We start from the raw sequence: 26,441 nt of genomic DNA on the forward strand, positions 1-26,441 counted from the left end.
GGTAAATTATTGGTCAACGTTGGTCAGGTATGCTATTATAATGAGCGTTCAACTGATTTGAACGACGTTTGCTGATAGGAGGTTGTTATGAACAACAATCGCAGAAATAATGGATTTACTCATAACGTCCTTTTCTATTCAGTGATCTTCTTGTGCATCATGGGAATTGCCTACTTCTTCTTTGGTGGCAATAACAATTCGGGTCAAACTAAGACCGTATCCCAAAGCGAGTTCATCACCGAATTAAAAGACAATAAAGTTAAGAGTTTCCAAGTTCAACCAAACGGCGGAGTTTACAAGATCACTGGGACTTATCGTAAGGCTCAGACGATGAATAACAGCTCTAATACCGGTATTTCATTAACTGGCAATCGGGGCAGCAGTACCACCCAGTTCCAAAGCTCTGTTTTGCAGAGTGACGTAACGGTGGGTCAACTGCAGCGTTATGCAAATCGTGACAATGTCAGAATTACGACACGGGCCGAAGAATCGAACAGTGTCTGGATGAACCTGCTTCTGACGGTCGTTCCACTGGTCATCATGATTTTCTTCTTCTACATGATGATGGGCCAGGCGGGACAAGGCGGCCGTGGTGGCGGTGGTGTGATGAACTTTGGTAAGTCACACGTTAAACCTTCAAACGCTAAGAAGAATAAGGTTCGTTTTTCCGACGTCGCTGGTGAAGAGGAAGAAAAACAAGAACTGGTCGAAGTTGTTGAGTTTTTAAAGAATCCGAAGAAATTCTCCCGTTTGGGTGCGCGGATTCCATCTGGTGTTCTGTTAGAGGGGCCTCCGGGCACTGGTAAGACCTTGCTTGCTAAGGCCGTTGCTGGTGAAGCCGGTGTGCCATTCTATTCCATCTCTGGTTCTGACTTTGTCGAAATGTTCGTCGGTGTCGGTGCCAGTCGTGTACGTGATTTGTTTGATCAGGCCAAAAAGACCGCTCCATCGATTATCTTTATCGATGAAATCGATGCGGTTGGTCGGCGGCGTGGTTCTGGCGTCGGTGGCGGTCATGATGAACGTGAACAAACGCTGAACCAATTGCTGGTTGAAATGGATGGTTTCAATGGTGATGAAGGCGTCATTGTCATGGCGGCCACTAACCGTTCTGACGTTTTGGACCCGGCTTTGCTGCGTCCAGGTCGTTTTGACCGGAAGATCTTAGTTGGTCGTCCTGATGTTAAGGGCCGTGAAGCTATTCTGCGTGTTCACGCTAAGAATAAGCCACTCGCTTCTAATGTTGATTTGAAGGAAATTGCTAAGCAAACGCCGGGCTTTGTCGGTGCCGACTTGGCTAACTTGCTGAACGAAGCTGCCTTATTGGCTGCTCGTCGTAATAAGGATCAAATTGATGCAGCCGACTTGGATGAAGCTGAAGACCGGGTTATCGCTGGTCCTGCTAAGCATGATCGTGTTGTTAGCCCACAAGAACGGGAAACCGTCGCTTACCACGAAGCTGGACATACGATTGTTGGTTTGGTCTTGAACGATGCTCGGGTTGTTCACAAGGTAACCATTGTTCCGCGTGGTCGTGCTGGTGGGTATGCGATTATGCTGCCACGTGAAGACCAAATGCTGATGTCAAAGAAGAATGCGGAAGAGCAAATTGCCGGCCTGATGGGTGGGCGTGCTGCCGAAGAAATCATCTTTGGCTCACAGTCTTCCGGTGCATCGAACGACTTTGAACAAGCTACACAGATTGCGCGTGCCATGGTTACCCAGTACGGGATGAGTGACAAGATTGGACCGGTAGAACTTGTTTCTAGCGGTGGTATCACTCCAGAACAGTCCTATGGTCAACAGCCGTACTCTGAGCACACTCAGGCCATTGTCGATGAAGAAATTAAGCGAATTCTGAACGAAGGCCACATGCGGGCTTACAAGATCATTCAGGCGCACCGTGAACAACACAAGTTGATTGCGGAAGCACTGCTTAAGTACGAAACCCTGGATGAGAAGCAGATTCTTTCACTGTACAATACTGGCAAGATGCCAGCAGGTGATGAAAAGGCGGCGGACGACGAACACCGTGCTGCTACCTTTGAAGAATCAAAACGTGAGCTGGAGCGAAAAGAAAACGCTCGTCACGATGAGACCGTTAATGAAGAAGACGCACATCGTCATGATGAATCTGACTCTAATAACAGCCATTCCGACCAAGACCATCATGATGATGAAGATTAATAAGATAAAGCAGTGTGGCGAATGCCCGCTGCTTTTTTTGAAGGAGAGCTAATATGAAATCAACTGACTATTTAGTAAAAAGCATGACCAAGGACGGCCAATTTCGGGCATACGCTGTTAATGCAACACAACTGGTCAATCATGCCCACCACGTTCAAGATACCTGGAGTACTGCGTCAGCAGCCTTTGGTAGGTCGTTGATTGGCACCCTATTACTTGCAACCTCTGGTTTGGATAAAACTCAAGCTATGACAGTTAAGATTCAGGGTGATGGACCTTGTGGAGCAATTGTATGTGATGGAACTGCCAATGGGGATGTCAAAGGCTATCTACAAAATCCTCATGTTAACTTACCTGCTAATGCGAAAGGCAAATTAGACGTTAGTGGCGCAGTGGGCAAACACGGGACGTTAACAGTCACAAAGATGAGTCCAGATGATAAGGCTCCTTATAGCGGGGAGGTTAACTTAGTTTCAGGTGAATTAGGTGATGACTTTACATACTATTTGGCGCAATCTGAACAGATTCCATCGGCAGTAGGACTTTCTGTTTTTGTCGATACTAAGGATGAAGTGACGGCTGCTGGTGGATTTTTAGTGCAAGTCATGCCGGGAACTAAGGATGATGCTATTGCTAAATTGGAGAAGTCCATTAAAGATTTGCCACTAGTATCGAAGATGCTACGTGAGGATTTGACACCTGAGCAGATTTTGGAAAAGATCTTTGGCAAAGGCAAGCTGGACTTTTTGCAGACAATGCCAGTTAACTACCGTTGCGATTGCAGCCGTGATCGTTTTGCTAAGGCGTTAGAAGGGTTGCCATTGAAACAGCTTAAGACGCTTTATGACGAGGATCATCACGCTGAAGCAGTATGTCGTTTTTGCGGAAAAAAATATGAGTTTAGTGCTGAAGATTTGAAGATGATGATCGATTCAAAAGAAAATCAAAAAAATTGAAATAAATATTTTGTACGGAATCACTTGGTGTAGACCACGCCAAGTGGTTTTTCATTATGATTTATGTTTGAATACGCGAACTAATTTGAGAAACATACTTTTTCTTGTTCGTAATTTAGCTAAAACTGTGACAAAAATTTGCAAAAATAGATTTGACTTCAACTGGTTTTGTCTGTATATTTAATACCGTTGTCACGGAGGTTAGTTAATCGCCGCTGATGACAAACAAGAAATAAAAAAAGTTCTTGACAGCTTAAATTGTTCTTGTTATAATTTTAAATGCTGTCGCTGCTAAAACGATAGCATTTAAATGGTAGACCTTTGAAAACTGAACAAAGTTTCGACAAAACAAATGTGCAGGGTCCTTGATCACTTCGGAGATCAAGGCAAAAACATTTGCGAAGTCAATTCGCTTAATTACTTTAAATTAGAGCTATTCAAAAGCTCATATTTAATATGAGAGTTTGATCCTGGCTCAGGATGAACGCCGGCGGTGTGCCTAATACATGCAAGTCGAGCGCACTGGCCCAACTGATATGACGTGCTTGCACTGATTTGACGATGGATTACCAGTGAGCGGCGGACGGGTGAGTAACACGTGGGCAACCTGCCCTAAAGCGGGGGATAACATTTGGAAACAGGTGCTAATACCGCATAACAATCAAAACCACATGGTTTTGATTTCAAAGATGGTTTCGGCTATCACTTTAGGATGGGCCCGCGGTGCATTAGCTAGTTGGTAAGGTAACGGCTTACCAAGGCGATGATGCATAGCCGAGTTGAGAGACTGATCGGCCACAATGGAACTGAGACACGGTCCATACTCCTACGGGAGGCAGCAGTAGGGAATCTTCCACAATGGGCGCAAGCCTGATGGAGCAACACCGCGTGAGTGAAGAAGGGTTTCGGCTCGTAAAACTCTGTTGTTGAAGAAGAACGTGCGTGAGAGTAACTGTTCATGCAGTGACGGTATTCAACCAGAAAGTCACGGCTAACTACGTGCCAGCAGCCGCGGTAATACGTAGGTGGCAAGCGTTATCCGGATTTATTGGGCGTAAAGCGAGCGCAGGCGGTTGCTTAGGTCTGATGTGAAAGCCTTCGGCTTAACCGAAGAAGTGCATCGGAAACCGGGCGACTTGAGTGCAGAAGAGGACAGTGGAACTCCATGTGTAGCGGTGGAATGCGTAGATATATGGAAGAACACCAGTGGCGAAGGCGGCTGTCTGGTCTGCAACTGACGCTGAGGCTCGAAAGCATGGGTAGCGAACAGGATTAGATACCCTGGTAGTCCATGCCGTAAACGATGAGTGCTAGGTGTTGGAGGGTTTCCGCCCTTCAGTGCCGCAGCTAACGCATTAAGCACTCCGCCTGGGGAGTACGACCGCAAGGTTGAAACTCAAAGGAATTGACGGGGGCCCGCACAAGCGGTGGAGCATGTGGTTTAATTCGAAGCTACGCGAAGAACCTTACCAGGTCTTGACATCTTGCGCTAACCTAAGAGATTAGGCGTTCCCTTCGGGGACGCAATGACAGGTGGTGCATGGTCGTCGTCAGCTCGTGTCGTGAGATGTTGGGTTAAGTCCCGCAACGAGCGCAACCCTTGTTACTAGTTGCCAGCATTCAGTTGGGCACTCTAGTGAGACTGCCGGTGACAAACCGGAGGAAGGTGGGGACGACGTCAGATCATCATGCCCCTTATGACCTGGGCTACACACGTGCTACAATGGCCGGTACAACGAGCAGCTAACCCGCGAGGGTGTGCAAATCTCTTAAAGCCGGTCTCAGTTCGGACTGCAGTCTGCAACTCGACTGCACGAAGTCGGAATCGCTAGTAATCGCGGATCAGCATGCCGCGGTGAATACGTTCCCGGGCCTTGTACACACCGCCCGTCACACCATGGAAGTTTGCAATGCCCAAAGTCAGTGGCCTAACCATTTTGGAGGGAGCTGCCTAAGGCAGGGCAGATGACTGGGGTGAAGTCGTAACAAGGTAGCCGTAGGAGAACCTGCGGCTGGATCACCTCCTTTCTAAGGATTTAATCGGAACCTGCACATTGGTTGAAACTTTATTCAGTTTTGAGGGGTTTACCATCCCAAGAGCTTATCTGGGCCTATAGCTCAGCTGGTTTAGAGCGCACGCCTGATAAGCGTGAGGTCGATGGTTCAAGTCCATTTAGGCCCATTTGGGGAATTAGCTCAGTTGGGAGAGCACCTGCTTTGCAAGCAGGAGGTCAACGGTTCGAACCCGTTATTCTCCATTGTTAACCGCAAGGTTAACAAACTTGTACTTTGAAAACTAAACAATATCAATTATTTTCTTTATTCACAAATAAACCGAGAACACCGCGTTATTTGAGTTTTTTAATGGAAACATCGCATACTCAATTAACTTGGTGAACAACGAAGTTGTTCATCTAGGTTAAGTTATGAAGGGCGCATGGTGAATGCCTTGGTACTAGGAGCCGATGAAGGACGGGACTAACACCGATATGCTTCGGGGAGTGGTAAGTACATTTTGATCCGGAGATTTCCGAATGGGGAAACCCAATCAGCTTAGTCGCTGATTACTTGGCCAGTGAATTCATAGCTGGCAAGTGGCATACGCAGTGAACTGAAACATCTAAGTAGCTGCAGGAAGAGAAAACAATAGTGATTCCCTCAGTAGCGGCGAGCGAACGGGGAAGAGCCCAAACCAACGAGCTTGCTTGTTGGGGTTGTAGGACTGAACATTTGAGTTACCAAAGTTCGACGTAGTCGAAATAGCTGGGAAGCTATGGCAGAGAGGGTGATACCCCCGTAGACGAAACGTCAGAACCCTCAGTTCAGGATCCTGAGTACGGCGGAACACGTGAAACTCCGTCGGAAACCGCGAGGACCATCTCGCAAGGCTAAATACTACCTAGTGACCGATAGTGAACCAGTACCGTGAGGGAAAGGTGAAAAGCACCCCGGAAGGGGAGTGAAATAGTTCCTGAAACCATGTGCCTACAAGCAGTCGGAGCCCGTTAATGGGTGACGGCGTGCCTCTTGCAGAATGAACCGGCGAGTTATGATTGCATGCAAGGTTAAGGTAGAAAAACCGGAGCCGTAGCGAAAGCGAGTCTTAAATGGGCGTAAGAAGTATGTAGTTATAGACCCGAAACCAGGTGACCTACCCATGTCCAGGTTGAAGGTGCGGTAAAGCGCACTGGAGGACCGAACCCGTGTCAGTTGAAAATGGCTGGGATGAGGTGTGGGTAGCGGTGAAATTCCAAACGAACTTGGAGATAGCTGGTTCTCTCCGAAATCTCTTTAGGGGGAGCCTTGAGGAAAAGAATCGTGGAGGTAGAGCTACTGTTTGGACAAGGGGCCCGTCATGGGTTACCAACTTCAGATAAACTCCGAATGCCATCGATTTATCCTCAGGAGTCAGACGATGAGTGATAAGATCCACCGTCGAAAGGGGAACAGCCCAGATCACCAGTTAAGGTCCCTAAATATATGCTAAGTGGAAAAGGATGTGGAGTTGCATAGACAACTAGGATGTTGGCTCAGAAGCAGCCACCATTTAAAGAGTGCGTAATAGCTCACTAGTCGAGTGATCCTGCGCCGAAAATGTACCGGGGCTAAGCATATTACCGAAACTGTGGATGTGCACTACGTGCACGTGGTAGGAGAGCGTTCTAAGGGCGGCGAAGTCAGACCGTGAGGACTGGTGGAGCGCTTAGAAGTGAGAATGCCGGTATGAGTAGCGAAAGACAGGTGAGAATCCTGTCCACCGAATGACTAAGGTTTCCTGGGGAAGGCTCGTCCTCCCAGGGTAAGTCGGGACCTAAGCTGAGGCCGAGAGGCGTAGGCGATGGATAACAGGTTGAGATTCCTGTACCAGTTGAATGCGTTTGAATGATGGAGGGACGCAGGAGGCTAAGCGAACCGCATGATTGGAAGAGTGCGGCCAAGCAATGAGTCAGTAACTGAGTCAAATGCTTAGTTGCGGGTTGACGAGTTGTGATGGGGAGTGAAATTATAGTAACGAAGTCGCTGATGTCACACTGCCGAGAAAAACTTCTAGTGAGTATTCAACTGCCCGTACCGCAAACCGACACAGGTAGTCGAGGAGAGAATCCTAAGGTGAGCGAGAGAACTCTCGTTAAGGAACTCGGCAAAATGACCCCGTAACTTCGGAAGAAGGGGTGCTGGCCGCAAGGCCAGCCGCAGTGAAAAGGCCCAGGCGACTGTTTATCAAAAACACAGGTTTCTGCAAAATCGTAAGATGAAGTATAGGGGCTGACGCCTGCCCGGTGCTGGAAGGTTAAAAGGATGGGTTAGCTTCGGCGAAGCTCAGAATTGAAGCCCCAGTAAACGGCGGCCGTAACTATAACGGTCCTAAGGTAGCGAAATTCCTTGTCGGGTAAGTTCCGACCCGCACGAAAGGCGTAACGATCTGGGCACTGTCTCAACGAGAGACTCGGTGAAATTGAAATCCCTGTGAAGATGCAGGGTACCCGCGACAGGACGGAAAGACCCCATGGAGCTTTACTGTAGCTTGATATTGAGTGTTTGTACTGCTTGTACAGGATAGGTAGGAGCCATAGAAAGCGGAACGCTAGTTTCGCTGGAGGCGTTGGTGGGATACTACCCTTGCATTATGACCACTCTAACCCGCAGCACTAAGCGTGCTGGGAGACAGTGTCAGGTGGGCAGTTTGACTGGGGCGGTCGCCTCCCAAAAGGTAACGGAGGCGCCCAAAGGTTCGCTCAGAATGGTTGGAAATCATTCGCAGAGTGTAAAGGCACAAGCGAGCTTGACTGCGAGACAGACAGGTCGAGCAGGGACGAAAGTCGGGCTTAGTGATCCGGTGGTTCCGCATGGAAGGGCCATCGCTCAACGGATAAAAGCTACCCTGGGGATAACAGGCTTATCTCCCCCAAGAGTCCACATCGACGGGGAGGTTTGGCACCTCGATGTCGGCTCATCGCATCCTGGGGCTGTAGTCGGTCCCAAGGGTTGGGCTGTTCGCCCATTAAAGCGGTACGCGAGCTGGGTTCAGAACGTCGTGAGACAGTTCGGTCCCTATCCGTCGCGGGCGTAGGAAATTTGAGAGGACCTGTCCTTAGTACGAGAGGACCGGGATGGACATACCGCTGGTGTACCAGTTGTTCCGCCAGGAGCACCGCTGGGTAGCTATGTATGGATGAGATAAACGCTGAAAGCATCTAAGTGTGAAACTCACCTCAAGATGAGATTTCCCATTCCTTTATGGAAGTAAGACCCCTTATAGACGATGAGGTAGATAGGGTGGAAGTAGAAGCGCCGTGAGGCGTGGAGCGGACCACTACTAATCGGTCGAGGACTTAACCAAGGAAAAAGCTGGTGAGTCCGGTTGAAAATGGATGGAGGATATGATATTGTTTAGTTTTGAGAGCGCAAGTTCTCAGTCCGAGAGGACGAAGTGCGGTGGCGATGGCCTGAAGGATACACCTGTTCCCATGCCGAACACAGCAGTTAAGCTTCAGCGCGCCAAAAGTAGTTGGGGGATCGCTCCCTGCGAGGATAGGGCACTGCCGCGCTTTATTATTCCGGCATAGCTCAGTCGGTAGAGCACCTGACTGTTAATCAGGTTGTCGTCAGTTCGAGTCTGACTGCCGGAGTTATTAAGGGATAGGTATTGGCATTCGCTAGTATCTGTCCTGTTCTTTTTGCCGACATAGCTCAGTTGGTAGAGCAGCGCCTTCGTAAGGCGAAGGTCGGAGGTTCGAATCCTCTTGTCGGCACTATTTAAGTGTGAAAAGCCGTTGAAAAGCGAAAGCTTTCAACGGCTTTATTTTTAATATTTATAAGATTAGTTTGAAATAACGCGCGCAAATGTAAGAATGCAGTGTATAATAATAACTATAAACACTATATTTATGCAGAAAGAAGCGTTTACATTGAACGACGAATCAGAGCCAAAAATTGATACAAAGATCGGTCTTGGCAGTCTTGTCTTGATGATCTTTTCAGCTATTTTTGGCTTTAGTAACTCTCTGAATGCATATTACCAGATGGGATATGCAAGTATTATTTGGTATGTATTGACTGCCATTCTCTTTTTCCTTCCCTCAGCGATGATGTTTGCTGAATATGGATCTACTTTTAAAGCAGCCAAAGGTGGTATTTTCTCTTGGTTACGAGGTTCTGTTGGTGAGAAGACGGCTTTTATTGGTACCTTTATTTGGTTAGCCGCTTGGGTTGTTTGGTTAGTTTCATCAACACAGTTCTTTTTTGTTTCAGTTTCGACGATGATCTTCGGATCTGATAAAACACAAGGATTGCATCTTTTTGGACTGAGTTCCAAACCAATCACTCGGTTTATGTGAAATTATCTTTTTATTCTTAGTAACCTTAATTGCAACGCACGGTGTTGGTAAGATCGCCAAAGTTGCTTCGGTTGGTGGAATCTTTGTTTTAGGAATTTGTGCCCTATTTATTCTTTTTAGTATCATTTTATTAGTAATGGATCATGGCCAACTTGCTCAGCCTTTGACGGGTGCGAGCCTGATTCACTCACCTAATAAAGCCTTTGTATCGCCGATAGCCGTTGTTTCCTTTATTGTTTATGCTTTGTTTGCCTATGGTGGTTTGGAAACCATGGCTGGCATTACCGACTCACTGAAGAAGCCAGAAAAGACCTTCCCGCGTGGCATTATCATTTCCATGGTGATTATGACCATCCTCTATGTCTTGCTAATTTTCCTCTGTGGTTTTGCTGCTAACTGGTACTCAGTCCTGGGTGGCAAGAGCGTTAATATTGCCAACTGTGAATATGTTTTGATCAACAACTTGGGTGTTAAATTAGGACAACACTTTGGTGCGTCCCATGCAACCGCAATTGTTATCGGTCAGTGGTTTGCCCGCTTTAGTGGTTTAACCGATGTTCTTTCCGGTTTAGGTGCGGCCTTCGTTATGGTTTATTCACCAGTGAAGTCATTCATCGAAGGCTGTGATCCACGTCTGTTGCCAAAGCGGATGACTAAGCTGAACAAGGCTCAAATGCCTGCATTTGCAATGTGGATCCAGTGCCTGATTGTCTGCATCATCGTGGTATTTATTTCATTTGGTGGCGACGCTGCCAATCGCTTCTACACTATTTTGATGGATATGATGAATGTTTCATCATCAGCTCCGTATCTATTCCTGATCGGTGCTTTCCCATTCTTTAAGATGAAACAAGGCTTGGATCGGCCGTTTGTCTTCTACCATAGTCAACGGACTTCATGGATTGTTTCCATCATCTTATGGCTCGTCATTGCGATTGGGATTCTGTTTACCGTTATCGAACCATGCTTGACTGGTGATTACATGACCGCCTTCTGGACGGCCTTTGGTCCAATCTTCTTCGGAATCGTAGCTTGGGTCTTCTACACGATTGCAGAACACAACCACGTTCTGGACGACTAAGTTGGGAAGTACGATTATGAAAACAAAACAGTATGAAGTTACCAGCAAAGATTTTGACCTCAGCCAGATGCCGACGGCGCCTGATCAGGATCTCGGTGACGACAGTCAACTGAAAAAGAAGCTGCAGGCTAACATCAAGCCACTGAAGAATCTCCAAAAGAAATTATTTGCTAACCACACTTATGGTGTGCTGATGATTTTACAAGGGATGGACGCAGCAGGTAAAGACAGTTTAGTTGCTCATATGTTTGCTGGTATTAATCCGGCTGGCTTTCAGGTGGCTAGCTTTAAGCACCCATCGCATCGCGAATTGGCTCATGATTATCTCTGGCGGGTCAATTTAGAATTGCCCCGTCGGGGTGTTCTGGGTATTTTCAACCGTTCTTACTATGAGGACCTTTTAGTTCCCCAGGTTCACCCAGAAATTCTGCTTGGTGAAAACTTGCCAAACATCAATCAAGTGAGCGATGTTACTGACGACTTCTTTAAGCAGCGTTTTCACGATGTGGTGCACTATGAACATTATCTGAATCACTGTGGCTATCTGGTATTAAAATTCTTCCTTCATATGTCGAAGGCAGAACAAAAAAAGCGTTTCTTAGCACGTATTGAACGTCCAGAAAAGAACTGGAAGTTTTCGCCTGATGACATTAAGGAACGGCAGTACTGGGATCGATATCAAGCGGCCTATGAAAAGATGATTCGTCATACGGCCACTAATGCTGACCCGTGGTACATCATACCTGGTGATGATAAGTGGTACGAACGTTTGACGGTGTCTAACATCTTGATTAAAAAGCTAGACGAATTAAAGCTGACATATCCGAAAATGAATGCTGAACAGACGGCCCGCTTGAACGAAGCGATGAATCGTCTGGACGAAGAAAAAAAGTAAATGAAAAGGAGCTCCATCGGTTTGGCCGATTTAGGAGCTCCTTTTGCTGTGTTCTAAAAATTAATTAATTTCTAGTTGTTGAGTCTTCGGATTCAGTGCGTCTTTGAAGCGTTGAAAGTCGATGTTGACTTGCTTAGCATATTCGAAACACCAGTCGGTTAAAGCACTGTCCAGTTGCTTTTGACCCTTGACGTAGCCATAAATAATCGGTGCGGTGGGACTCTGGAAGTGTGCTTTGGCGAGCAGCAAAGCACACGTTTCGGTGTAAAGAGCGAAGCCGTCAAGGTCGAGCTTAGCAGTGTTGATGGATTCTTTCATGTCCCGGAATTGACGAATGTAATAAGAACGATTGCCAAAACGAGTAGAACCTAGGAAGGGGTCAGACGCAGACTGCAAAACTTTTTGGGCGGTCACAATCCGTTCACCGGCATTGCGACTGCGTTTAACTGCCTCCACGATTGGCAGTGACAGCAAGTTATAACGCAGTGGCATCGATTCCTTGATCTGCAAGACAAGGTGCGAGCCATCGACACCAGTTAATAGCATCAGGTAACACCGCGTTCCGAAACTGCCGACACCGACACTGTAACGAATAATATCAGAGATGTTGAAGTTGGCAAGAAAGACGCGCACGTCGGAACGAACTTGGGAACGGTAACTGTAGTAGCCGTTAACGATTTCCTGGTAAATATGTGGAGTTACGTGGCGGGCACGTGGTGGATTGTCCACAAAGACCCGTTTGCCATTCTTATCCAGCTTGGTCATCTTATTAGTGATGGTTTCTGAATTAGACTTGCTGCTCTTGACCAAGATCTTGTTCAAAATTTTGTTAAAGCTGGAATTGCTGACGTGACCATCAGCTGAGTCCTTTAACTCCTGCATCATGTCGTTAATTTCAAACGATGAGTAGAAGTTGCTAGCTAGACTTTGGTGATAATCATATTTCACACTGCGTCTGTATACTTTGACGACTTTTTTCAATATTTTTCGTAGGTCATCATCGTCAAAGCCGTTGACGCGGCCGGCAAGAATGATGCTGACCATCAGACGCTTCAGGTCGCTTTCCCAGTTACCGATACGGGCTTCATCGAAATCGTTAAGATCAAAGAGCAACTTACGTTCAGGGGATGCGTAAAAACCATAATTATTGACGTGGGCATCACCACAGATGATTGCAAGAATACCACTTTGGTTTTGCTGACGGAGATCGGCCTCCATCAATTCAGCGGTTCCGCGGAAAAACGTAAAGGCATTGACGCCCATCCGTTGGTGACGCAGTGGTAGCAATTCCGGTATCATATTACCTTCCGTCAGTTTAATCATTTCGATGGCGTCACGACGCACCGGTGTATATGTACCTAGTAGTTCTGGCTTAACTTTTTGACGCTGCATCTTACCGACTTTTTTCAGCTCGTGCTGGGACTGATGGATACTGATCCGATCCAGGTTAAAGAAATCTAGTGGTAATCTATTCATAACAAATTCCCTTCCTTACGTAATCAGGTTAATTGTATTGGAAGACAGTCTAAAGTTCAAATGAACTCTTGTGTGTTGGATGTGCATAGCATAAAAGTTGGTTATAATGGGGAAGTAAGCGCTTGTTCGCCATTTTATATCGTCGAGGAGCTAACAAAATGAAAAAGTCAAAGCAGTTTCAAATGCCATCTTTTGGTGAATTTGTTGATGAAGCCACTTTGGGGGAATGGCACTGTAAAACAGGTGACCACGTTCAAAAAGGACAGGATTTGGTTCAAGTAGAAACAGGAAAAGCGGTGGAAGAATTAGCTGCTCCGTGGAGTGGAACACTAAAAAAAGTCTTGGTAGCTAGCGGAGATACTGCAAAAGTGGGTCAAGATCTAGCAGTCATTGAAGTCGATGCCGCGGCCCAGACGGAAGAGGCAAAATCTCAAGATGAGGAAAAGAAGCGTCAGCAGCCGGTTAATAATTCAGCTGCTCCTGCTCAGGATAGTCATACAAATCTTGTTGAGCCGGGAGATGAAACGATCGAGGATTTGCTCAACGGCGGTCAACCGCAAAGCACCCCTTCGACTACTTCTTCTGACCACTTAGATACAGTGGTGATCGGTGCAGGCCCTGGTGGCTATGTCGCAGCCATCCGGGCAGCGGAGCTGGGACAAAAGGTAACGGTAGTTGAAGAGCAATATTTGGGTGGTGTTTGCCTGAATGTCGGTTGTATTCCTTCTAAGGCCCTCGTCCAAGCGGGCCATAACCTGCAAACGGCATTTCATTCCCGCAAAATGGGGATCCACGCTGATGACGTCACGTTAGACATGGGACAGTTGCACCAGTTTAAGAACCAAACGGTCAAAACAATGACCGATGGAGTGGCATCACTTTTTCGTAAGCACCATATTCAGGTGATTTGGGGGAAGGCTGCTTTTCAAAGTTCGCACCACATTATTGTCAGTCACGATGGTAAGCAGCAAAGCTACAGTTTCAATCACGCCATCATCGCAACGGGAAGTCGACCAGTAGCACTGCCTGATATTCCGATTAAAGGCCACGTCTTGGACTCCAGCGGTGCCCTGGACCTTGAAGAAGTTCCGGCAAGTATGGTTATCGTCGGCGGTGGTTATATCGGCTGTGAATTAGCGGGAGCCTATGCCAACTTTGGTACCCGGGTCACGATTTTAGAGGCTCAGTCGCGGATTATGGCCAACTTTGGAGACGATTTGGTTCAAACGGTCCTCGATGACTTTGCCCACCATGGTGTTAACATCATGACCAATGCCCGATTGAAGCAGGTTTCTGAGAAGGCAGGCAATGTTGAAATTGGCTACACCATCGACGGCCAGCTGCATTCAATGACGGTGGATGATGTGGTCATTGCTGTTGGAAGACAACCGAACACGGATCAACTCGGTTTGCAGCATGCTGGCGTGATGAAAGATGATCATGGCTTGATCGAAGTCAATAATCAATGTCAGACTAATGTCCACAATATTTACGCCATCGGGGATGTCGTCGCTGGACCTGCTCTTGCTCACAAAGCCTCGTACGAAGGAAAAATCGCGGCGGCAGCAATCGCCGGACACGTGGTTAAGCGTCAACCAGCGACGATCCCTGCTGTTTGCTATGTCAATACGCCGATCGCAACGACTGGATTAACGGCTCAGCAGGCACGTCAACAGGGCTTCAAAGATGTTGAAACGGCTAAGTTCCCGTTCCGTGCTAATGGACGAGCAGTCACGATGCAGGCTACGCAAGGTTTTGTCCGTTTAGTCTATCACGGGCAGGCTAAGTGGCTGGTCGGGGCCCAAATTGTTGGCGCGGCTGCTGCTGATTTGGTTGGTGAATTAACGTTAGCGATTAATAGTGGTCAGACAGTGGAAGACGTCGCAGATACAATTGCACCGCACCCGAGCCTGGGCGAAGCAGTGATGGACTGTGCTGACCTCGCCTTGGGATTGCCAATTAACATTTGAAAGAGTGATTATGGTGCAGTACTACATCATGAAAAGTCGGGACATTCGGGATAACTTAGCCACAGAGCAGTATTTGATGAATAGTCCCAAGATAAAACTGCCGATGATGCTTTTTTATATTGAAAAACCGTGTATTATCGTCGGGCGTAACCAAAATACCGTCGAAGAGATCAACCAAGCTTATTGCCAGGAGCATGACATTACAGTGACGCGTCGTCTGTCCGGTGGCGGGGCGATGTACCAGGATTTAGGAAATCTTTGTTTCAGCATGATTATGCCGGCAGACCAAGCGCGCTTTGGCAACTTTGCGCAGTTGGTCCAACCAGTGCTGCTTGCCCTTCACCGGATGGGCGCGAAGAAAGCGACTGTCACCGGGCGCAATGACATTGAAATTGCTGGCAAGAAGTTCTCAGGTAATTCGATGTACACGCGCCAAGGACGAACCTTTTCACACGGAACCTTGATGTACCGCGTAGATACGACGGCAGTGGCTCAAGCCTTACGGGTGCCCCACGATAAAATTGCTTCTAAGGGCATCAAATCAGTGCGTTCACGAGTAACGAATATTGAACCTTATCTTGACCGACAGTACCGGGGGCTCAGCACGGATCAATTTCGCGATGAATTAGTGAAGCAAATTTGGCAGGTCGGTGATCTAGGACAAATTAAAAAGGCTGCTTATGAATTAAGTGCGGCTGATAGAAACGCTATCGCGGAGTTGCGGCGGCGTTTCTATGACAACTGGGACTGGGTTTATGGTCGATCACCTATGTTTACCGTCCAAAAGCGGCGGCACTTTACTGCCGGCACCATCGATGCACGCTTTTTAGTGGAAGATGGGTATATTCAATCCGTGAAAATTTATGGTGATTTCTTTGGCACCAGAGATGTCGTTGAAGTGGCCGAAGCTTTAAAGGACGTTCCTTACCAGCCCGCAGCTATTAGCCGAACTTTGCAACAGTTGAAACTGAATGATTATTTCATGGGTATTCCACAGAATGAGGTCATTGAATTACTTGCCCAGCAGCATTAGTGAACCTAACTTGGCATTCAGAATAATGATATAATGACGCTATTATCACTGAATTTTGGCGGAAAACCGCAGAAGGGTGAACATCATGGCAAATTTAGCAGATAGTTACGACGTAGTGGTCATCGGTGCAGGCGGTGCTGGTATGACGGCGGCTCTGCAGACTGCAGAACTCGGTGCCTCTGTTGCGGTGGTCGAGAAAGAAGATCAGATCGGTGGCAATACCAGCCGCGCATCATCAGGGATGAACGCCGCTGAAACAATGGTTCAGCTTAACCACGGCGTGATCGATTCGATGGCTAACTTTTATTGGGAAACCATGAAGGGTGGTGGCCGATTGAATGACCCCCAGTTGTTGAACTTCTTCGTCCATCACGCCAACCTGGCAATTGACTGGTTGGCGAGTCACGATATGCCATTAACTGGTTTGACAATTACCGGTGGTATGAGTCGGCAACGGACCCATCGGCCAGCTTCGACCGCACCAGTGGGTGGCTACCTTGTTAAGGGCCTGGCTCAGCAGCTGCGCAAACATAACATTCCGGTGTTTACCGGATGCAAAGTGACGCAGTTGCAGTCAGAAATCATCAACGGTCGTCATCGGGTCAATGGATTGACGGTCCAGACGGGATCAAGTTCCCAGCAAGTTGAGGCTAAGGTTGTCATCATCGCGACGGGTGGTTTTGGTGCTAATGCCCAGTTGATCAGCAAATTACGTCCTGACTTGACCGGCTATGCCACGACTAACCAGGCTGGTGCGCAGGGCGATGGCCTGAAGCTCGGCCAAGCTGTTGGTGCCGCCACGCGGGACTTGTCATGGATTCAGGTGCACCCAACGGTCCAGCAAGATGGTTCCCATGCTTACCTGATTGCAGAAGCAGTGCGTGGTGAAGGGGCTATTCTGGTCAATAAGAAGGCTCAGCGCTTTGTTAATGAGCTGACGACGCGGCGGGTGGTCAGCAATGCTATCACGGCTTTGCCCGAACACAGTGCTTACTTGATCTTTGACCAAGGAGTTCGTTCGCGTGCCAAGGCGATCGACTTTTACGACAAAGCCGGGCTGGTGCAGAGCGGTTTATCCATTGAAGAATTGGCAAAGAAGGTAGAGCTGCCGGTTGAGAATCTCCAAAATTGTCTTCAAGGCTGGAACAAAGCTGTTGATGCTGGGACTGATGCGGACTTTGGTCGTCAGTTGACGATCAAACATCGTTTGGACCAGGGACCCTTCTACGCTATTCACGTGGCGCCAGCCGTTCATTACACGATGGGTGGTCTGCACATTGATCCCCAAACGCGGGTGCTCGATGCAAATGGCAATATTATCCAGGGGCTTTTAGCTGCTGGTGAAGTAACCGGTGGGTTGCATGGTAACAACCGGATCGGTGGAAATTCCATTGCTGAGACGGTGGTCTTTGGCCGCCAGGCAGGTATCCAGGCTGTCAAGATAACGCGTAAATAACTACCAACTATAAAACTCCATTCGGCTCACAAGGCTGAATGGAGTTTTTATTTAGATTAAGTGTCCCGGATTACCAACGACCGTGCGGTATGGCGGGACATCATTGAGCACTACCGCTGCAGCACCTACTTTAGCGTGATCGCCAACGTGAACGTTGCCAAGCAGTTGGGCATGAGCACCGATAAAAACGTGATTTCCGATTTGGGGATGACGCGGCTCTCCCGGATTGCTCGATGGGCGTCTACTACCGAGAGTGACACCGTGCAGGATAGTGACATAATCACCAATGACGGCAGTTTCGCCAATCACCGTTCCGTAGCCGTGGTCAATGAAGACGTGGTGACCAATCTGTGCTCCTGGGTGGATCTCGACTTTGGTGAAAAATTTACCAAAGTTAGCCACGATGGCAGCTAAGAGGTGGAGGTTGTGCTGATATAGCCAGTGGCTAATTCGGTACCATCCGAGAGCGTGAAACCCAGCATAGGTCAGGATAACTTCCCACGGACTGTGGGCTGCTGGATCGACTGTTTGAATATATTTAGCTGCGTTGTACATCTTGATCACTACTTTCATTTTAATTATTCCAGCTTAGCTAGTGCTTGTTTCAGGTCGTCCAGAAGGTCTTCCGGATCTTCCAAACCGACGGACAGGCGAATTAATTCGTCTTTGATTCCGTCCTTCAAACGAATATCCCGTGGGATCGAACCGTGAGTCATCACGGCAGGAACTTCGATCAGGCTTTCAATGCCGCCTAAACTTTCGGCGAGACTGATCAGTTGTAGACTATCGACAAATTTCTTAGCGGATAGCCCTGGCTGCAGTTCAAATGAAATCATTGCGCCGTAATGTTTCATCTGCTTTTTTGCAATCTCATGACCAGGAAAATCTGCTAGGCCGGGGTAGTAAACTTTAGCAACTTCGGGAGACTTCGTCAGAAAATCGACAACCGCTTGGGTGTTTTCCAGGTGGACACGCATCCGGGCGGCTAGTGTCTTGATGCCCCGTTGAAGAAGCCAGCTGTCATCAGGACCGAGTTGACTGCCGATGGAATTCTGCAAGAAGGCAAATTGGTCGGCCAATTCCTTACTGTTGACGACGGCTAGGCCAGCGACCAGGTCAGAGTGACCGCCCAGGTACTTGGTTGCTGAGTGCAAGACAATGTCAGCCCCAAGTTTTAATGGCTGTTGGTTATATGGGGAAGCAAAGGTGTTGTCGACAATGGTCAGTAAGTCGTGACTCTTGGCAATCTCTGAAATGGCTTGGATGTCGGCAATTTGGAGCAGAGGGTTTGTTGGTGTTTCAAAGTAAATAGCCTTGGTGTTGTCTTGGATGGCATTCTTAACGGCGTCTAAATCGCCCATGTCGACGGTCGTGAACTCAAGACCAAAGCGCTTCAGTACTTTATTGATTAGTCGGAAGGTTCCGCCATAGACGTCCTTGCCGACGACGATATGATCACCAGCGGAGAAGAGGGTAAAGGCTGCGTGAATTGCAGCGGAACCGGAAGCAAAAGCAAAACCAGCCACCCCGCCTTCGAGTTGGGCAATCAGCTTTTCGAGGGCTAAACGTGTCGGGTTACCTGTCCGTGAGTATTCCCACTTTGGATTGCCACCGAGTTCTTTTTGGTGGAACGTTGATGCCCGGTAGATTGGCATGGAAACTGCGCCGGTTGCTGGATCTTCACTGATGCCGCCATGAATGAGTTGAGTGTTGAATTTCATAATTGATTTCCTCCTATTATTGGTTAATTCTGTTTATTTATTGAAATGATTAGTGTGAAATTTAGTTGTAAATACCTTCGCCAAGGTAGCGGTCGCTACCGTCAGGGAAGATGGTCACGATAGTAGACTTCGCTGGCAGATGTTGGGCTACGTTGAGGCTGGCTTGCAGAGCTGCACCACTAGAACTGCCAATTAGTAATCCTAAGTCGCTAGCTGCCCGTTTGACTTGTGCAAAGGCGTCATCATCAGAAATGGTTTGCACTTCGTTAATCTTTAATCCCTTAAAGAATGGCGGAATCATTTCCACCCCGATTCCTTCAGTTCGGTGCTGGTGCTCAGGACCACCATTGAGAATTGATCCTTCAGGTTCCACTGCCACGGCTTGGACATCAGGGTAGGCAGCTCGTAAAGCCCGTGCTGTTCCGGCAAAGGTACCACCGGTTCCGGCCCCAGCGACGAAGGCAGTCAGTGGTTGGCCAGCTAAGTCTGCGATGATTTCTGGACCGAGTGTTCGTTCGTAAGTCAGCGGGTTGACTGGATTGGTGAACTGCATCGGAACGTAAGAATCAGGAGTTTGGTCAGCCAGTTCCTTAGCTTTAGCTGAGGCACCTTTCATTCCTCCGTTTGCAGGGGTGTTAACGATTTTGGCACCGAGTGCTTTCATAATCATTTGTTTCTCCGGGCTGAACTTGTCAGGAACGACAAAGACAACCGGTAGGTGATATTTTTGGGCAGCTAAGGCAATGCCAATTCCCGTGTTACCTGCAGTTGGTTCGATTAATGTGGTTTTTTCGGGGATGATGTGACCTTGGCGAATTCCTTCTTCGACCATTTCAAGACCGAGACGATCCTTGACACTGCCACCAGGGTTTTTCATTTCAAGTTTGGCGAGAATGCGACTGCCGTTTGGGACATCGATGTCCAGGTCCAACAGGGGCGTGTGTCCGATTAATTGGTAAACTGAATGGTAAATCATGAGCTGATCCTTTCTGTGTACGTGCGATGAATGAGAAAATGAGTAAACAAAAAGACGCATCTTTCGCGATTAACGAAATCTGCGTCTTATTTGATCCACTGTCTTTGGCGTGGTTAATTAAATTTATTTAGCCCGCTGGGGGCACGCCAAAATGATGGGTCGCGTAAGACGCGATCCACAACAACAGTAGCTGTTAAGTTTGACGTTGTTGTTAGTCATTTGACTGCCTCCTCTGTGAAATTGATTTTATTTTAGACAAACAATTAAAAACTGTCAAGGATAAAATTTGAATTTTCTCATAATCACTATGACTCCATTTTTGAACAGCATTAACGTGTGGTAAGATTAAGTCACTAAGTTTAGTAAAGGAGCTGTCGACCATGCTAAAGATTTACAATACCCTCACGCGCAAAGAGGAAGAATTTCACCCACTAGTTCCCGGAAAGGTATCGATGTATGTCTGTGGTCCGACAGTCTACAACTACATTCATATCGGTAATGCCCGCAGCGCCATCGCATTTGATACGGTGCGCCGTTATCTCGAATTCTTGGGTTACGAAGTTCGTTACGTCTCTAATTTTACTGATGTTGACGATAAAATGATCCGGGAAGCTCACGAAGAAAACACAACGGTTCCGGCATTGGCCGAAAAATACATTGCGGCTTTCATGGAAGACACCAAGGCTTTGAATATCGAGCCGGCTACCATGCATCCACGAGCAACGCAAAATATTCCGGAGATCATCAATTTTGTTAAAACATTGATTGAGAAGGGATATGCCTATGAAGTTGATGGAGACGTGTACTACCGTGCCCGGAAATTCAAGCACTACGGTGAGCTTTCTGGTCAGTCGCTCGATGATCTCGAAACTGGGGCCAGTGAACACGTCAGTGCTGATGAAGTGCAGAAGAAGGAAGATCCGCTGGACTTTGCTCTGTGGAAGGCAGCCAAGCCCGGCGAGATCTCATGGGAATCACCATGGGGTAAGGGCCGTCCCGGCTGGCACATTGAATGTTCGGTGATGAGTACGCGCTATCTTGGTAAAACCATTGATATCCACGGTGGCGGGCAAGACCTGGAATTCCCACACCACGAAAACGAAATAGCTCAGTCAGAGGCAGCAACGGGGCAGAAGTTTGTTCGTTACTGGATGCATAACGGCTTTGTGACCATTGGTAAGGATAACGAAAAGATGAGTAAGTCCTTGCACAACTTCATTACGGTGCACGAAATTATTCAGCACGTTGATCCTCAGGTACTACGTTTCTGCATGTCAACCACCCAGTACCGCCGGCCAATTCAGTATAGCGATGATACGTTGGAAGATGCGGCTAATAACCTGCGTCATATTAAGACTGCTTTGCAAAATCTGACTTACCGGCAAAGTGACGCTGTCGATGGTGCTGATAAAGAAGTTAGTCAAAAAGTGAAAGATTTTGACCAGCAGTTTCGTGATGCGATGGACGACGACTTTAACGTCCAAAACGGGATTGCCGTAGTTTATGAACTGGTTAAGTACGCTAACGTTTATGCGCAGCAAGGCACGGTCTACCGAGCAGGCTTAGTTGCGTTGACGAATAAAATCGAACAATTGATGAGCATCTTTGGGATTGATCTGGACGCAGCTAGTCAGGAGACTAGCATTGACGATGAGCACATCCAAAAATTGATTGCGGAACGCGACCAAGCACGAAAAGACCGCAACTTTAAACGAAGCGATGAAATTCGTGACGAATTGAAGAAGAAAGGGATTATCCTGGAGGATACCCCTCAGGGAACCCGTTACAGAAAGGCTTAAGATGACAGTTTTTGATTACCAGCAGCTTAATGGTATTGCCCTCGCTTACCTGGGCGACGCCGTGTACGAACCATTTGTCCGCCAGCACCTTCTTGAAAAGGGGTTAACGCGACCAAATAAACTTCAACACGCGGCAACTCATTTTGTGTCGGCCAAGGCCCAAGCAGCTTTAATTGCGTTGATGGAGGAAGACGACTTGCTTGATGAGACTGAGTGGTCCTACTTTAAACGCGGGCGGAATGCGAAGAGCTACACCCACGCTAAGCACACGAGTGTTTTGACATACCGGATTTCAACTGGTTTTGAAGCACTCTTTGGCTATCTTCAGTTGGCAGGTAAAAATGATCGTTTAGCGCAGTTGGCACACTGGTGCATTGACCAAGTAGAAGCGGGGCGGACACAACATGAAGAATAATCAACAGACGGAACACGAACATGACTTTATCATTGGACGCCACCCGGCCGTGGCCGCTCTGAAAGCTAAAGATCAAGAAATTAACAAGGTCTTTATTCAGGAGGGACTTCGTTCAGACGCAATCGGTGAAATTATCCAGTTGGCAAAACGCCGTCGCTTGGTAATTTCAACCGTTCCGAAGACCAAGCTGGACCAGATGAGTGATCACCAAAACCACCAGGGTGTCATCCTGGCGGTGGCTGCTTATCATTACGCTTCGCTCGACGACTTATTTGACCGTGCAGAGGAACGTAACGAAGCGCCATTCTTCTTGATTCTCGATCAGTTAGCGGATCCTCACAACTTGGGTTCCATCTTACGAACGGCGGACGCCGCCGGAGTTCATGGTGTGATTATTCCTAAACGTCGCGCAGTGGGTTTGACGGAAGTGGTTGCTAAAACTGCTGCTGGTGCCATTGAACACGTGCCTGTAGCCCGGGTCACTAACCTGGTACAAACAGCTAAAGAGCTGAAAACCCGTGGTGTGTGGCTATTCGGAACCGATATGAAGGGGACGGATTACCGGCACTGGGATGCTAAGGGAGCTGTAGCTTTGGTGATTGGCAATGAAGGCAAGGGCATTTCAAAGCTGTTGAAACAAAGCTGCGATGAGATGCTGACGATTCCAATGATTGGTCACGTCCAAAGCTTGAATGCCAGTGTGGCAGCTAGTTTGCTGATTTACCAAGGATTTAATTCTCGTCACCCTCTTTGAAAAATAATTCCATAATTAGTTTCCAAAATGACCGCAAGTTATCTTGCGGTTTTTATTTATGGATCGTTGGAAATTGTTTTTAAAATACCTTGATTCTGTTAAAACGTTTTGATAATCTATGAATTAAGCAATTGTAAAGTATTTGTGCCAACAAAATAAATATACGCAATTTGCTGGCATAGCCATTGAAATTTGTTTGCATTTTTTTAAAACAATAACGGCTAATGCTGCAAGGCTATTTTGGGGGACTTGTAACATGGAGCTTGAAAAATTTATCCGTGAAAATCAAGAAGAATTAACGTTAATTACTGGTGCTAAGTTTGGTGACAATGATTGTCTAGAGAAGCTTTTTAACAAATACGTGCCCTTGATAAAGAATATTTGGGCACTTTACTTTATTCCGGGTTTAGAATACGAGGACTGGTCACAAGAAGCGATGCTGACACTTATTCGATCCATTGCTTCCTACCGTGCTGAAACACGGGTGCATTTTTGCTGGTTTTACAAACGGGCGCTGGGTAATCGGTTGCGTGACTTATACCGCATCCAGTCAGCAGACAAACGTATTCCAGTAAATCAAATGTCGGAACTCAGTAAGGTGCATGAAGAGACTTTGCCGGATGTCAATGTTAGGGCGGCAGTCCATGAGCAAGCAGAATGTCTCAGTATATATCGACAATTACAGGATGATTGCTCGGTTTTTGAGAACCAAGTTTTTTCCCGACAGACGCAGGGATTTAAGATCAATGAGATCGCTGATGCTCTGCAATGCTCGCCTAAAAAAGTGATGGGCGGCTTGGAACGCGCGCACCGTAAATTGGCACGTTTGGCGGAATGATCAACTTGCATTTAACTGCTATTTCACTTAAATTGATCATGCGTGATTAAGTTATGCGGCAATTGGCAGATTAGTTGACCAATTCACCACCTTAGTTCATATTATTTTTACAAAAGACAAATTTATGTGATTTGAGGCTGGAGATAAATTCTGGCCTTTTTCTTTTGGAGGTTTGAGGTATGGAAGAAAGATATACGCACGAAAATGTCACAACAACGCCACCATTTCCCGTTCAGGTGGGTTCTTGGGATAGTTATGCCGGCAATTATTATGTTGCTCCACATTGGCATCAGGCAATTGAAGTGAATTATATTCGGCAGGGGACGATTCAGGAATTTACGGTAATGGACCAGCATTATTGCCTTAGAAGTGGAGATATCTTTATCGTTAATTCGCGTGAACTTCATTCGGTGCGTAGCGTAATGAAAAAAGAAGATCATGGATTAGTGATTCTTTATCCATACACTTACGTTAGAGGTCTTTTTCCGGAGATTGATAAATATCAAATAGATTTGAATTTGACAGAAAAGCTTAACCAGCTTCAAAAACAAAAATACATTGATTTACAAACAAATCTAGCTAAGTTAGATTTAAGTTTGAATGAAGATGGAGCTTATCAGAATTTGCAAAAATCTATGTATATTTCAACGATTTTGTTACTATTGTTAAAATACTTCACAGTGAAACGGGAAATGCACAATGTTAATGCAAAAAAAGATTATCAAATAGAACGTCTTTTAATTCTTACTCAAGCAATTAGTATGAATTATCAAGAAAAAATGACTTTAGATGAACTTTCTCAAAAAGTCGGGGTAACTAAACAATATTTAACACGTTTCTTTAAACATATGATGGGCATTACAGTCGGTGAATATATTGGCAATGTCCGTGCTCAGCATGCTTATCAAGAAATATGTGAAGGCAAAGGGAATTTGACTGAACTTGCTTTAGATAATGGTTTTAGTGGTATTCGGACGATGAATCGTGCAGTCAAAAAGGTTTATGGAAAAACCGCTTCAGAAATTTATCATCATACAAAAAATAATCAAGAAAATTAGTTTTATTTACGCCAATATTAGATTAATCAATAATGCTAATTCATATGATACATATTACTAAATAGCTTTTTAGACACACTAATGCGAACAAAAACGGGATCGAACAAGTGGCTAATTAACGCCACTTTTTTGTTTTTATCGATATTGTAAGCGCTATCTCCCAATCATATTATTATTCATGTAAGGTAATCGTCATTGATTGGAGGAAGCTAAAATGCAATATAACAATGTAGGACAAAAAATGAGCCTAGGATTTTCTAAAATTGATCGTTTGCGATTTGCGTTATCGTATTTTATTTGTTCATTGCTTTGGATGAGTGGACTTGGCATGATTGGCTCTGTCTTGCTCCCGCAGCATTTGAAGGATATAGTTGGTGGAACTAAAGCTACAGCTATTTTTGGTTTAATTAACGCCATTTCTGCAGTGGTGTCTTTGATTGCTAATTTGGTTTTTGGTAATTTATCCGATCGTACACGTTCACGTTTTGGACAGCGTACACCGTGGATTATCGGTGGCGGATTAGTTGGTGGTATTTCGTTGTTCTTGAGTGGTGTATTCACTAACATTTGGGCAATGGGAATTTTTTATTGCATTTGTATGTTAGGACTTAACGCCATAGTTGCACCAGTAATTGCAACTATGTCTGACCGAATTCCTAAAGATGCCCGAGCAACGATGTCGGCTTTTAATTCGGCTGGTATCACTATTGGAACATCAGTGGGAACGTTGCTCGGTGCACATTTTATCTCTGTGCAGATTCCGGGATTTGCTGCTGCTGGTATTTTGATGGCTTTTGCCGGTATTGCCACAATTATTGTTTGGCCAAGTGAACAATCATCAGAAAATATGCAGCCTGTTGAAGGCGGCTTAAAAGAATTTGTATTTTCTTTTCGTCCTCCAATTAAAGGCGCCCGAGATTTTTGGTTAGCTTTCGTTGGCCGCAGTTTATTGCTATTTAGCTATTACATGATTCTGAATTATCAACTTTATATTTTGGAAATGTATATTGGACAAAGCAAACAAGCCGCAGCTAAAACAATTTCTATCATGTCCGTTATTATCATGGTTGTTGGATTAGTTGGTTCACTAGCTTCAGGTGCAATTTCTGACAAAATAGGTCGACGCAAATTACCAGTAATCTGTGCTTCATGCTTATTGGCTATTGGTTATTTAATCCCATGGGTATTTAGAACTGCTACGTCAATGCTGTTCTTTGCAGGTTTTGCTGGTTTAGGGTTTGCTGTGTATGGTGCAGTTGACCAAGCTTTAAACGTGGATGTCCTGCCTTCTAGGAGTAATGCTGGCAAGGATTTAGCAATCTTGAATATTGCCACTACTCTTGGACAAACAGCTGGACCAATTGTAGCTAGTGCTTTGGTTAGTGTTGCGGGATATAAATTAGTTTTCCCAGTTGCTATTATCTTTGCAATCATTGCTTGTGCTTTTATCCAATTGATTCGTTCTATAAAGTAAACGACATAGTGTGT

At 46.4% G+C, this 26,441-nt stretch carries 16 protein-coding genes, 4 tRNA genes, 3 rRNA genes and 2 pseudogenes; 21 read left to right on the forward strand and 4 right to left on the reverse strand.

Features of this window, described 5'->3' with window-relative positions; genetic code table 11:
* Positions 1–87 precede the first annotated feature (87 nt).
* The 11 genes and pseudogenes from ftsH (at position 88) to AB3114_RS06835 (ending at position 11,457) form a co-directional block, all read left to right on the forward strand.
* Entirely contained in the window at positions 88–2,187 is a 2,100-nt protein-coding gene (ftsH, locus tag AB3114_RS06785; protein WP_367342506.1) for an ATP-dependent zinc metalloprotease FtsH, read from the forward strand.
* Positions 2,188–2,240: 53 nt separating this feature from the next.
* Positions 2,241–3,143: an Hsp33 family molecular chaperone HslO gene (gene hslO / locus AB3114_RS06790; protein WP_367342507.1), complete on the forward strand. Its 903-nt coding sequence runs from the start codon at positions 2,241–2,243 to the stop codon at positions 3,141–3,143.
* A gap of 452 nt (positions 3,144–3,595) precedes the next feature.
* A 16S ribosomal RNA gene (locus AB3114_RS06795) occupies positions 3,596–5,171 on the forward strand.
* Positions 5,172–5,250: 79 nt separating this feature from the next.
* Positions 5,251–5,325: transfer RNA gene (locus tag AB3114_RS06800), tRNA-Ile, on the forward strand.
* Between the two features lie 3 nt (positions 5,326–5,328).
* Positions 5,329–5,401: transfer RNA gene (locus AB3114_RS06805), tRNA-Ala, on the forward strand.
* 159 nt (positions 5,402–5,560) lie between these two features.
* Positions 5,561–8,484, forward strand: a 23S ribosomal RNA gene (locus AB3114_RS06810).
* A gap of 91 nt (positions 8,485–8,575) precedes the next feature.
* A 5S ribosomal RNA gene (gene rrf / locus AB3114_RS06815) occupies positions 8,576–8,692 on the forward strand.
* The 16S, 23S and 5S rRNA genes sit together here with 4 tRNA genes alongside, the layout of an rRNA operon.
* An 8-nt stretch (positions 8,693–8,700) precedes the next feature.
* Positions 8,701–8,773: transfer RNA gene (locus AB3114_RS06820), tRNA-Asn, on the forward strand.
* 50 nt (positions 8,774–8,823) lie between these two features.
* Positions 8,824–8,896, forward strand: a tRNA-Thr gene (locus AB3114_RS06825).
* A 216-nt stretch (positions 8,897–9,112) separates the two neighbouring features.
* Positions 9,113–10,562: pseudogene (gene yjeM / locus AB3114_RS06830) on the forward strand (glutamate/gamma-aminobutyrate family transporter YjeM).
* Positions 10,563–10,578: 16 nt separating this feature from the next.
* A complete protein-coding gene (locus AB3114_RS06835; RefSeq protein WP_367342508.1) occupies positions 10,579–11,457 on the forward strand; it encodes a PPK2 family polyphosphate kinase in 879 nt (292 codons plus the stop codon).
* A gap of 60 nt (positions 11,458–11,517) precedes the next feature.
* Here the strand turns inward: AB3114_RS06835 and AB3114_RS06840 are convergent, their stop codons facing one another.
* The gene (locus tag AB3114_RS06840; RefSeq protein ID WP_367342509.1) at positions 11,518–12,933 is read right to left on the reverse strand and encodes a DUF2252 domain-containing protein; all 1,416 of its coding nucleotides are present in this window, start codon (positions 12,931–12,933) and stop codon (positions 11,518–11,520) included.
* A 182-nt stretch (positions 12,934–13,115) separates the two neighbouring features.
* Here AB3114_RS06840 and AB3114_RS06845 point away from each other — a divergent pair.
* The 4 genes and pseudogenes from AB3114_RS06845 to AB3114_RS06860 form a co-directional block, all read left to right on the forward strand.
* Positions 13,116–13,313: pseudogene (locus tag AB3114_RS06845) on the forward strand (lipoyl domain-containing protein); the annotation flags it as partial.
* 156 nt (positions 13,314–13,469) lie between these two features.
* Complete coding sequence (lpdA, locus tag AB3114_RS06850) at positions 13,470–14,903, forward strand: dihydrolipoyl dehydrogenase (protein WP_367342582.1); 1,434 nt, start codon at positions 13,470–13,472, stop codon at positions 14,901–14,903.
* 13 nt (positions 14,904–14,916) lie between these two features.
* On the forward strand, positions 14,917–15,936 hold the full coding sequence (locus AB3114_RS06855) for a lipoate--protein ligase (RefSeq protein WP_367342510.1): 1,020 nt from the start codon (positions 14,917–14,919) through the stop codon (positions 15,934–15,936).
* Between the two features lie 85 nt (positions 15,937–16,021).
* Positions 16,022–17,392, forward strand: a complete 1,371-nt coding sequence (locus AB3114_RS06860; protein ID WP_367342511.1) for a flavocytochrome c — start codon at positions 16,022–16,024, stop codon at positions 17,390–17,392.
* Positions 17,393–17,443: 51 nt separating this feature from the next.
* Here the strand turns inward: AB3114_RS06860 and epsC are convergent, their stop codons facing one another.
* The 3 genes from epsC to AB3114_RS06875 form a co-directional block, all read right to left on the reverse strand.
* Positions 17,444–17,947 carry a serine O-acetyltransferase EpsC gene (epsC, locus tag AB3114_RS06865; RefSeq protein WP_367342583.1) on the reverse strand — a complete coding sequence of 168 codons (504 nt, stop codon included), beginning with the start codon at positions 17,945–17,947 and terminating at the stop codon, positions 17,444–17,446.
* Between the two features lie 23 nt (positions 17,948–17,970).
* Entirely contained in the window at positions 17,971–19,113 is a 1,143-nt protein-coding gene (locus tag AB3114_RS06870) for a PLP-dependent aspartate aminotransferase family protein (RefSeq protein WP_367342512.1), read from the reverse strand.
* Positions 19,114–19,174: 61 nt separating this feature from the next.
* Entirely contained in the window at positions 19,175–20,089 is a 915-nt protein-coding gene (locus AB3114_RS06875) for a PLP-dependent cysteine synthase family protein (protein ID WP_367342513.1), read from the reverse strand.
* A gap of 380 nt (positions 20,090–20,469) precedes the next feature.
* Here AB3114_RS06875 and cysS point away from each other — a divergent pair, with 380 nt between their 5' ends.
* From cysS to AB3114_RS06905, 6 genes are all read left to right on the forward strand, one after another.
* Entirely contained in the window at positions 20,470–21,888 is a 1,419-nt protein-coding gene (gene cysS, locus AB3114_RS06880; RefSeq protein WP_367342514.1) for a cysteine--tRNA ligase, read from the forward strand.
* A gap of 1 nt (position 21,889) precedes the next feature.
* A complete protein-coding gene (locus tag AB3114_RS06885; protein ID WP_367342515.1) occupies positions 21,890–22,303 on the forward strand; it encodes a Mini-ribonuclease 3 in 414 nt (137 codons plus the stop codon).
* Positions 22,293–23,057 (forward strand): 23S rRNA (guanosine(2251)-2'-O)-methyltransferase RlmB, encoded by a 765-nt coding sequence (gene rlmB / locus AB3114_RS06890; protein WP_367342516.1) that lies wholly within the window; start codon positions 22,293–22,295, stop codon positions 23,055–23,057. Before AB3114_RS06885 ends, rlmB begins: the two co-directional genes overlap by 11 nt.
* 256 nt (positions 23,058–23,313) lie before the next feature.
* On the forward strand, positions 23,314–23,895 hold the full coding sequence (locus tag AB3114_RS06895) for a sigma-70 family RNA polymerase sigma factor (protein WP_367342517.1): 582 nt from the start codon (positions 23,314–23,316) through the stop codon (positions 23,893–23,895).
* 179 nt (positions 23,896–24,074) lie between these two features.
* Entirely contained in the window at positions 24,075–24,953 is an 879-nt protein-coding gene (locus AB3114_RS06900; RefSeq protein WP_367342518.1) for an AraC family transcriptional regulator, read from the forward strand.
* 214 nt (positions 24,954–25,167) lie between these two features.
* On the forward strand, positions 25,168–26,427 hold the full coding sequence (locus AB3114_RS06905) for an MFS transporter (RefSeq protein WP_367342519.1): 1,260 nt from the start codon (positions 25,168–25,170) through the stop codon (positions 26,425–26,427).
* Positions 26,428–26,441: the final 14 nt, after the last annotated feature.

The sequence above is a fragment of the Limosilactobacillus sp. genome (assembly GCF_040772465.1).
In the GTDB taxonomy this organism is placed as follows: Bacteria; Bacillota; Bacilli; order Lactobacillales; family Lactobacillaceae; genus Limosilactobacillus.

Coding starts and splice junctions, on each gene's coding strand:
- ftsH (WP_367342506.1), top strand. CDS start 88: ATGAACAACAATCGCAGAAATAATGGATTTACTCATAACGTCCTTTTC.
- hslO (WP_367342507.1), top strand. CDS start 2,241: ATGAAATCAACTGACTATTTAGTAAAAAGCATGACCAAGGACGGCCAA.
- AB3114_RS06835 (WP_367342508.1), top strand. CDS start 10,579: ATGAAAACAAAACAGTATGAAGTTACCAGCAAAGATTTTGACCTCAGC.
- AB3114_RS06840 (WP_367342509.1), bottom strand. CDS start 12,933: ATGAATAGATTACCACTAGATTTCTTTAACCTGGATCGGATCAGTATC.
- AB3114_RS06860 (WP_367342511.1), top strand. CDS start 16,022: ATGGCAAATTTAGCAGATAGTTACGACGTAGTGGTCATCGGTGCAGGC.
- epsC (WP_367342583.1), bottom strand. CDS start 17,947: ATGTACAACGCAGCTAAATATATTCAAACAGTCGATCCAGCAGCCCAC.
- AB3114_RS06870 (WP_367342512.1), bottom strand. CDS start 19,113: ATGAAATTCAACACTCAACTCATTCATGGCGGCATCAGTGAAGATCCA.
- AB3114_RS06875 (WP_367342513.1), bottom strand. CDS start 20,089: ATGATTTACCATTCAGTTTACCAATTAATCGGACACACGCCCCTGTTG.
- cysS (WP_367342514.1), top strand. CDS start 20,470: ATGCTAAAGATTTACAATACCCTCACGCGCAAAGAGGAAGAATTTCAC.
- AB3114_RS06885 (WP_367342515.1), top strand. CDS start 21,890: ATGACAGTTTTTGATTACCAGCAGCTTAATGGTATTGCCCTCGCTTAC.
- rlmB (WP_367342516.1), top strand. CDS start 22,293: ATGAAGAATAATCAACAGACGGAACACGAACATGACTTTATCATTGGA.
- AB3114_RS06895 (WP_367342517.1), top strand. CDS start 23,314: ATGGAGCTTGAAAAATTTATCCGTGAAAATCAAGAAGAATTAACGTTA.
- AB3114_RS06900 (WP_367342518.1), top strand. CDS start 24,075: ATGGAAGAAAGATATACGCACGAAAATGTCACAACAACGCCACCATTT.
- AB3114_RS06905 (WP_367342519.1), top strand. CDS start 25,168: ATGCAATATAACAATGTAGGACAAAAAATGAGCCTAGGATTTTCTAAA.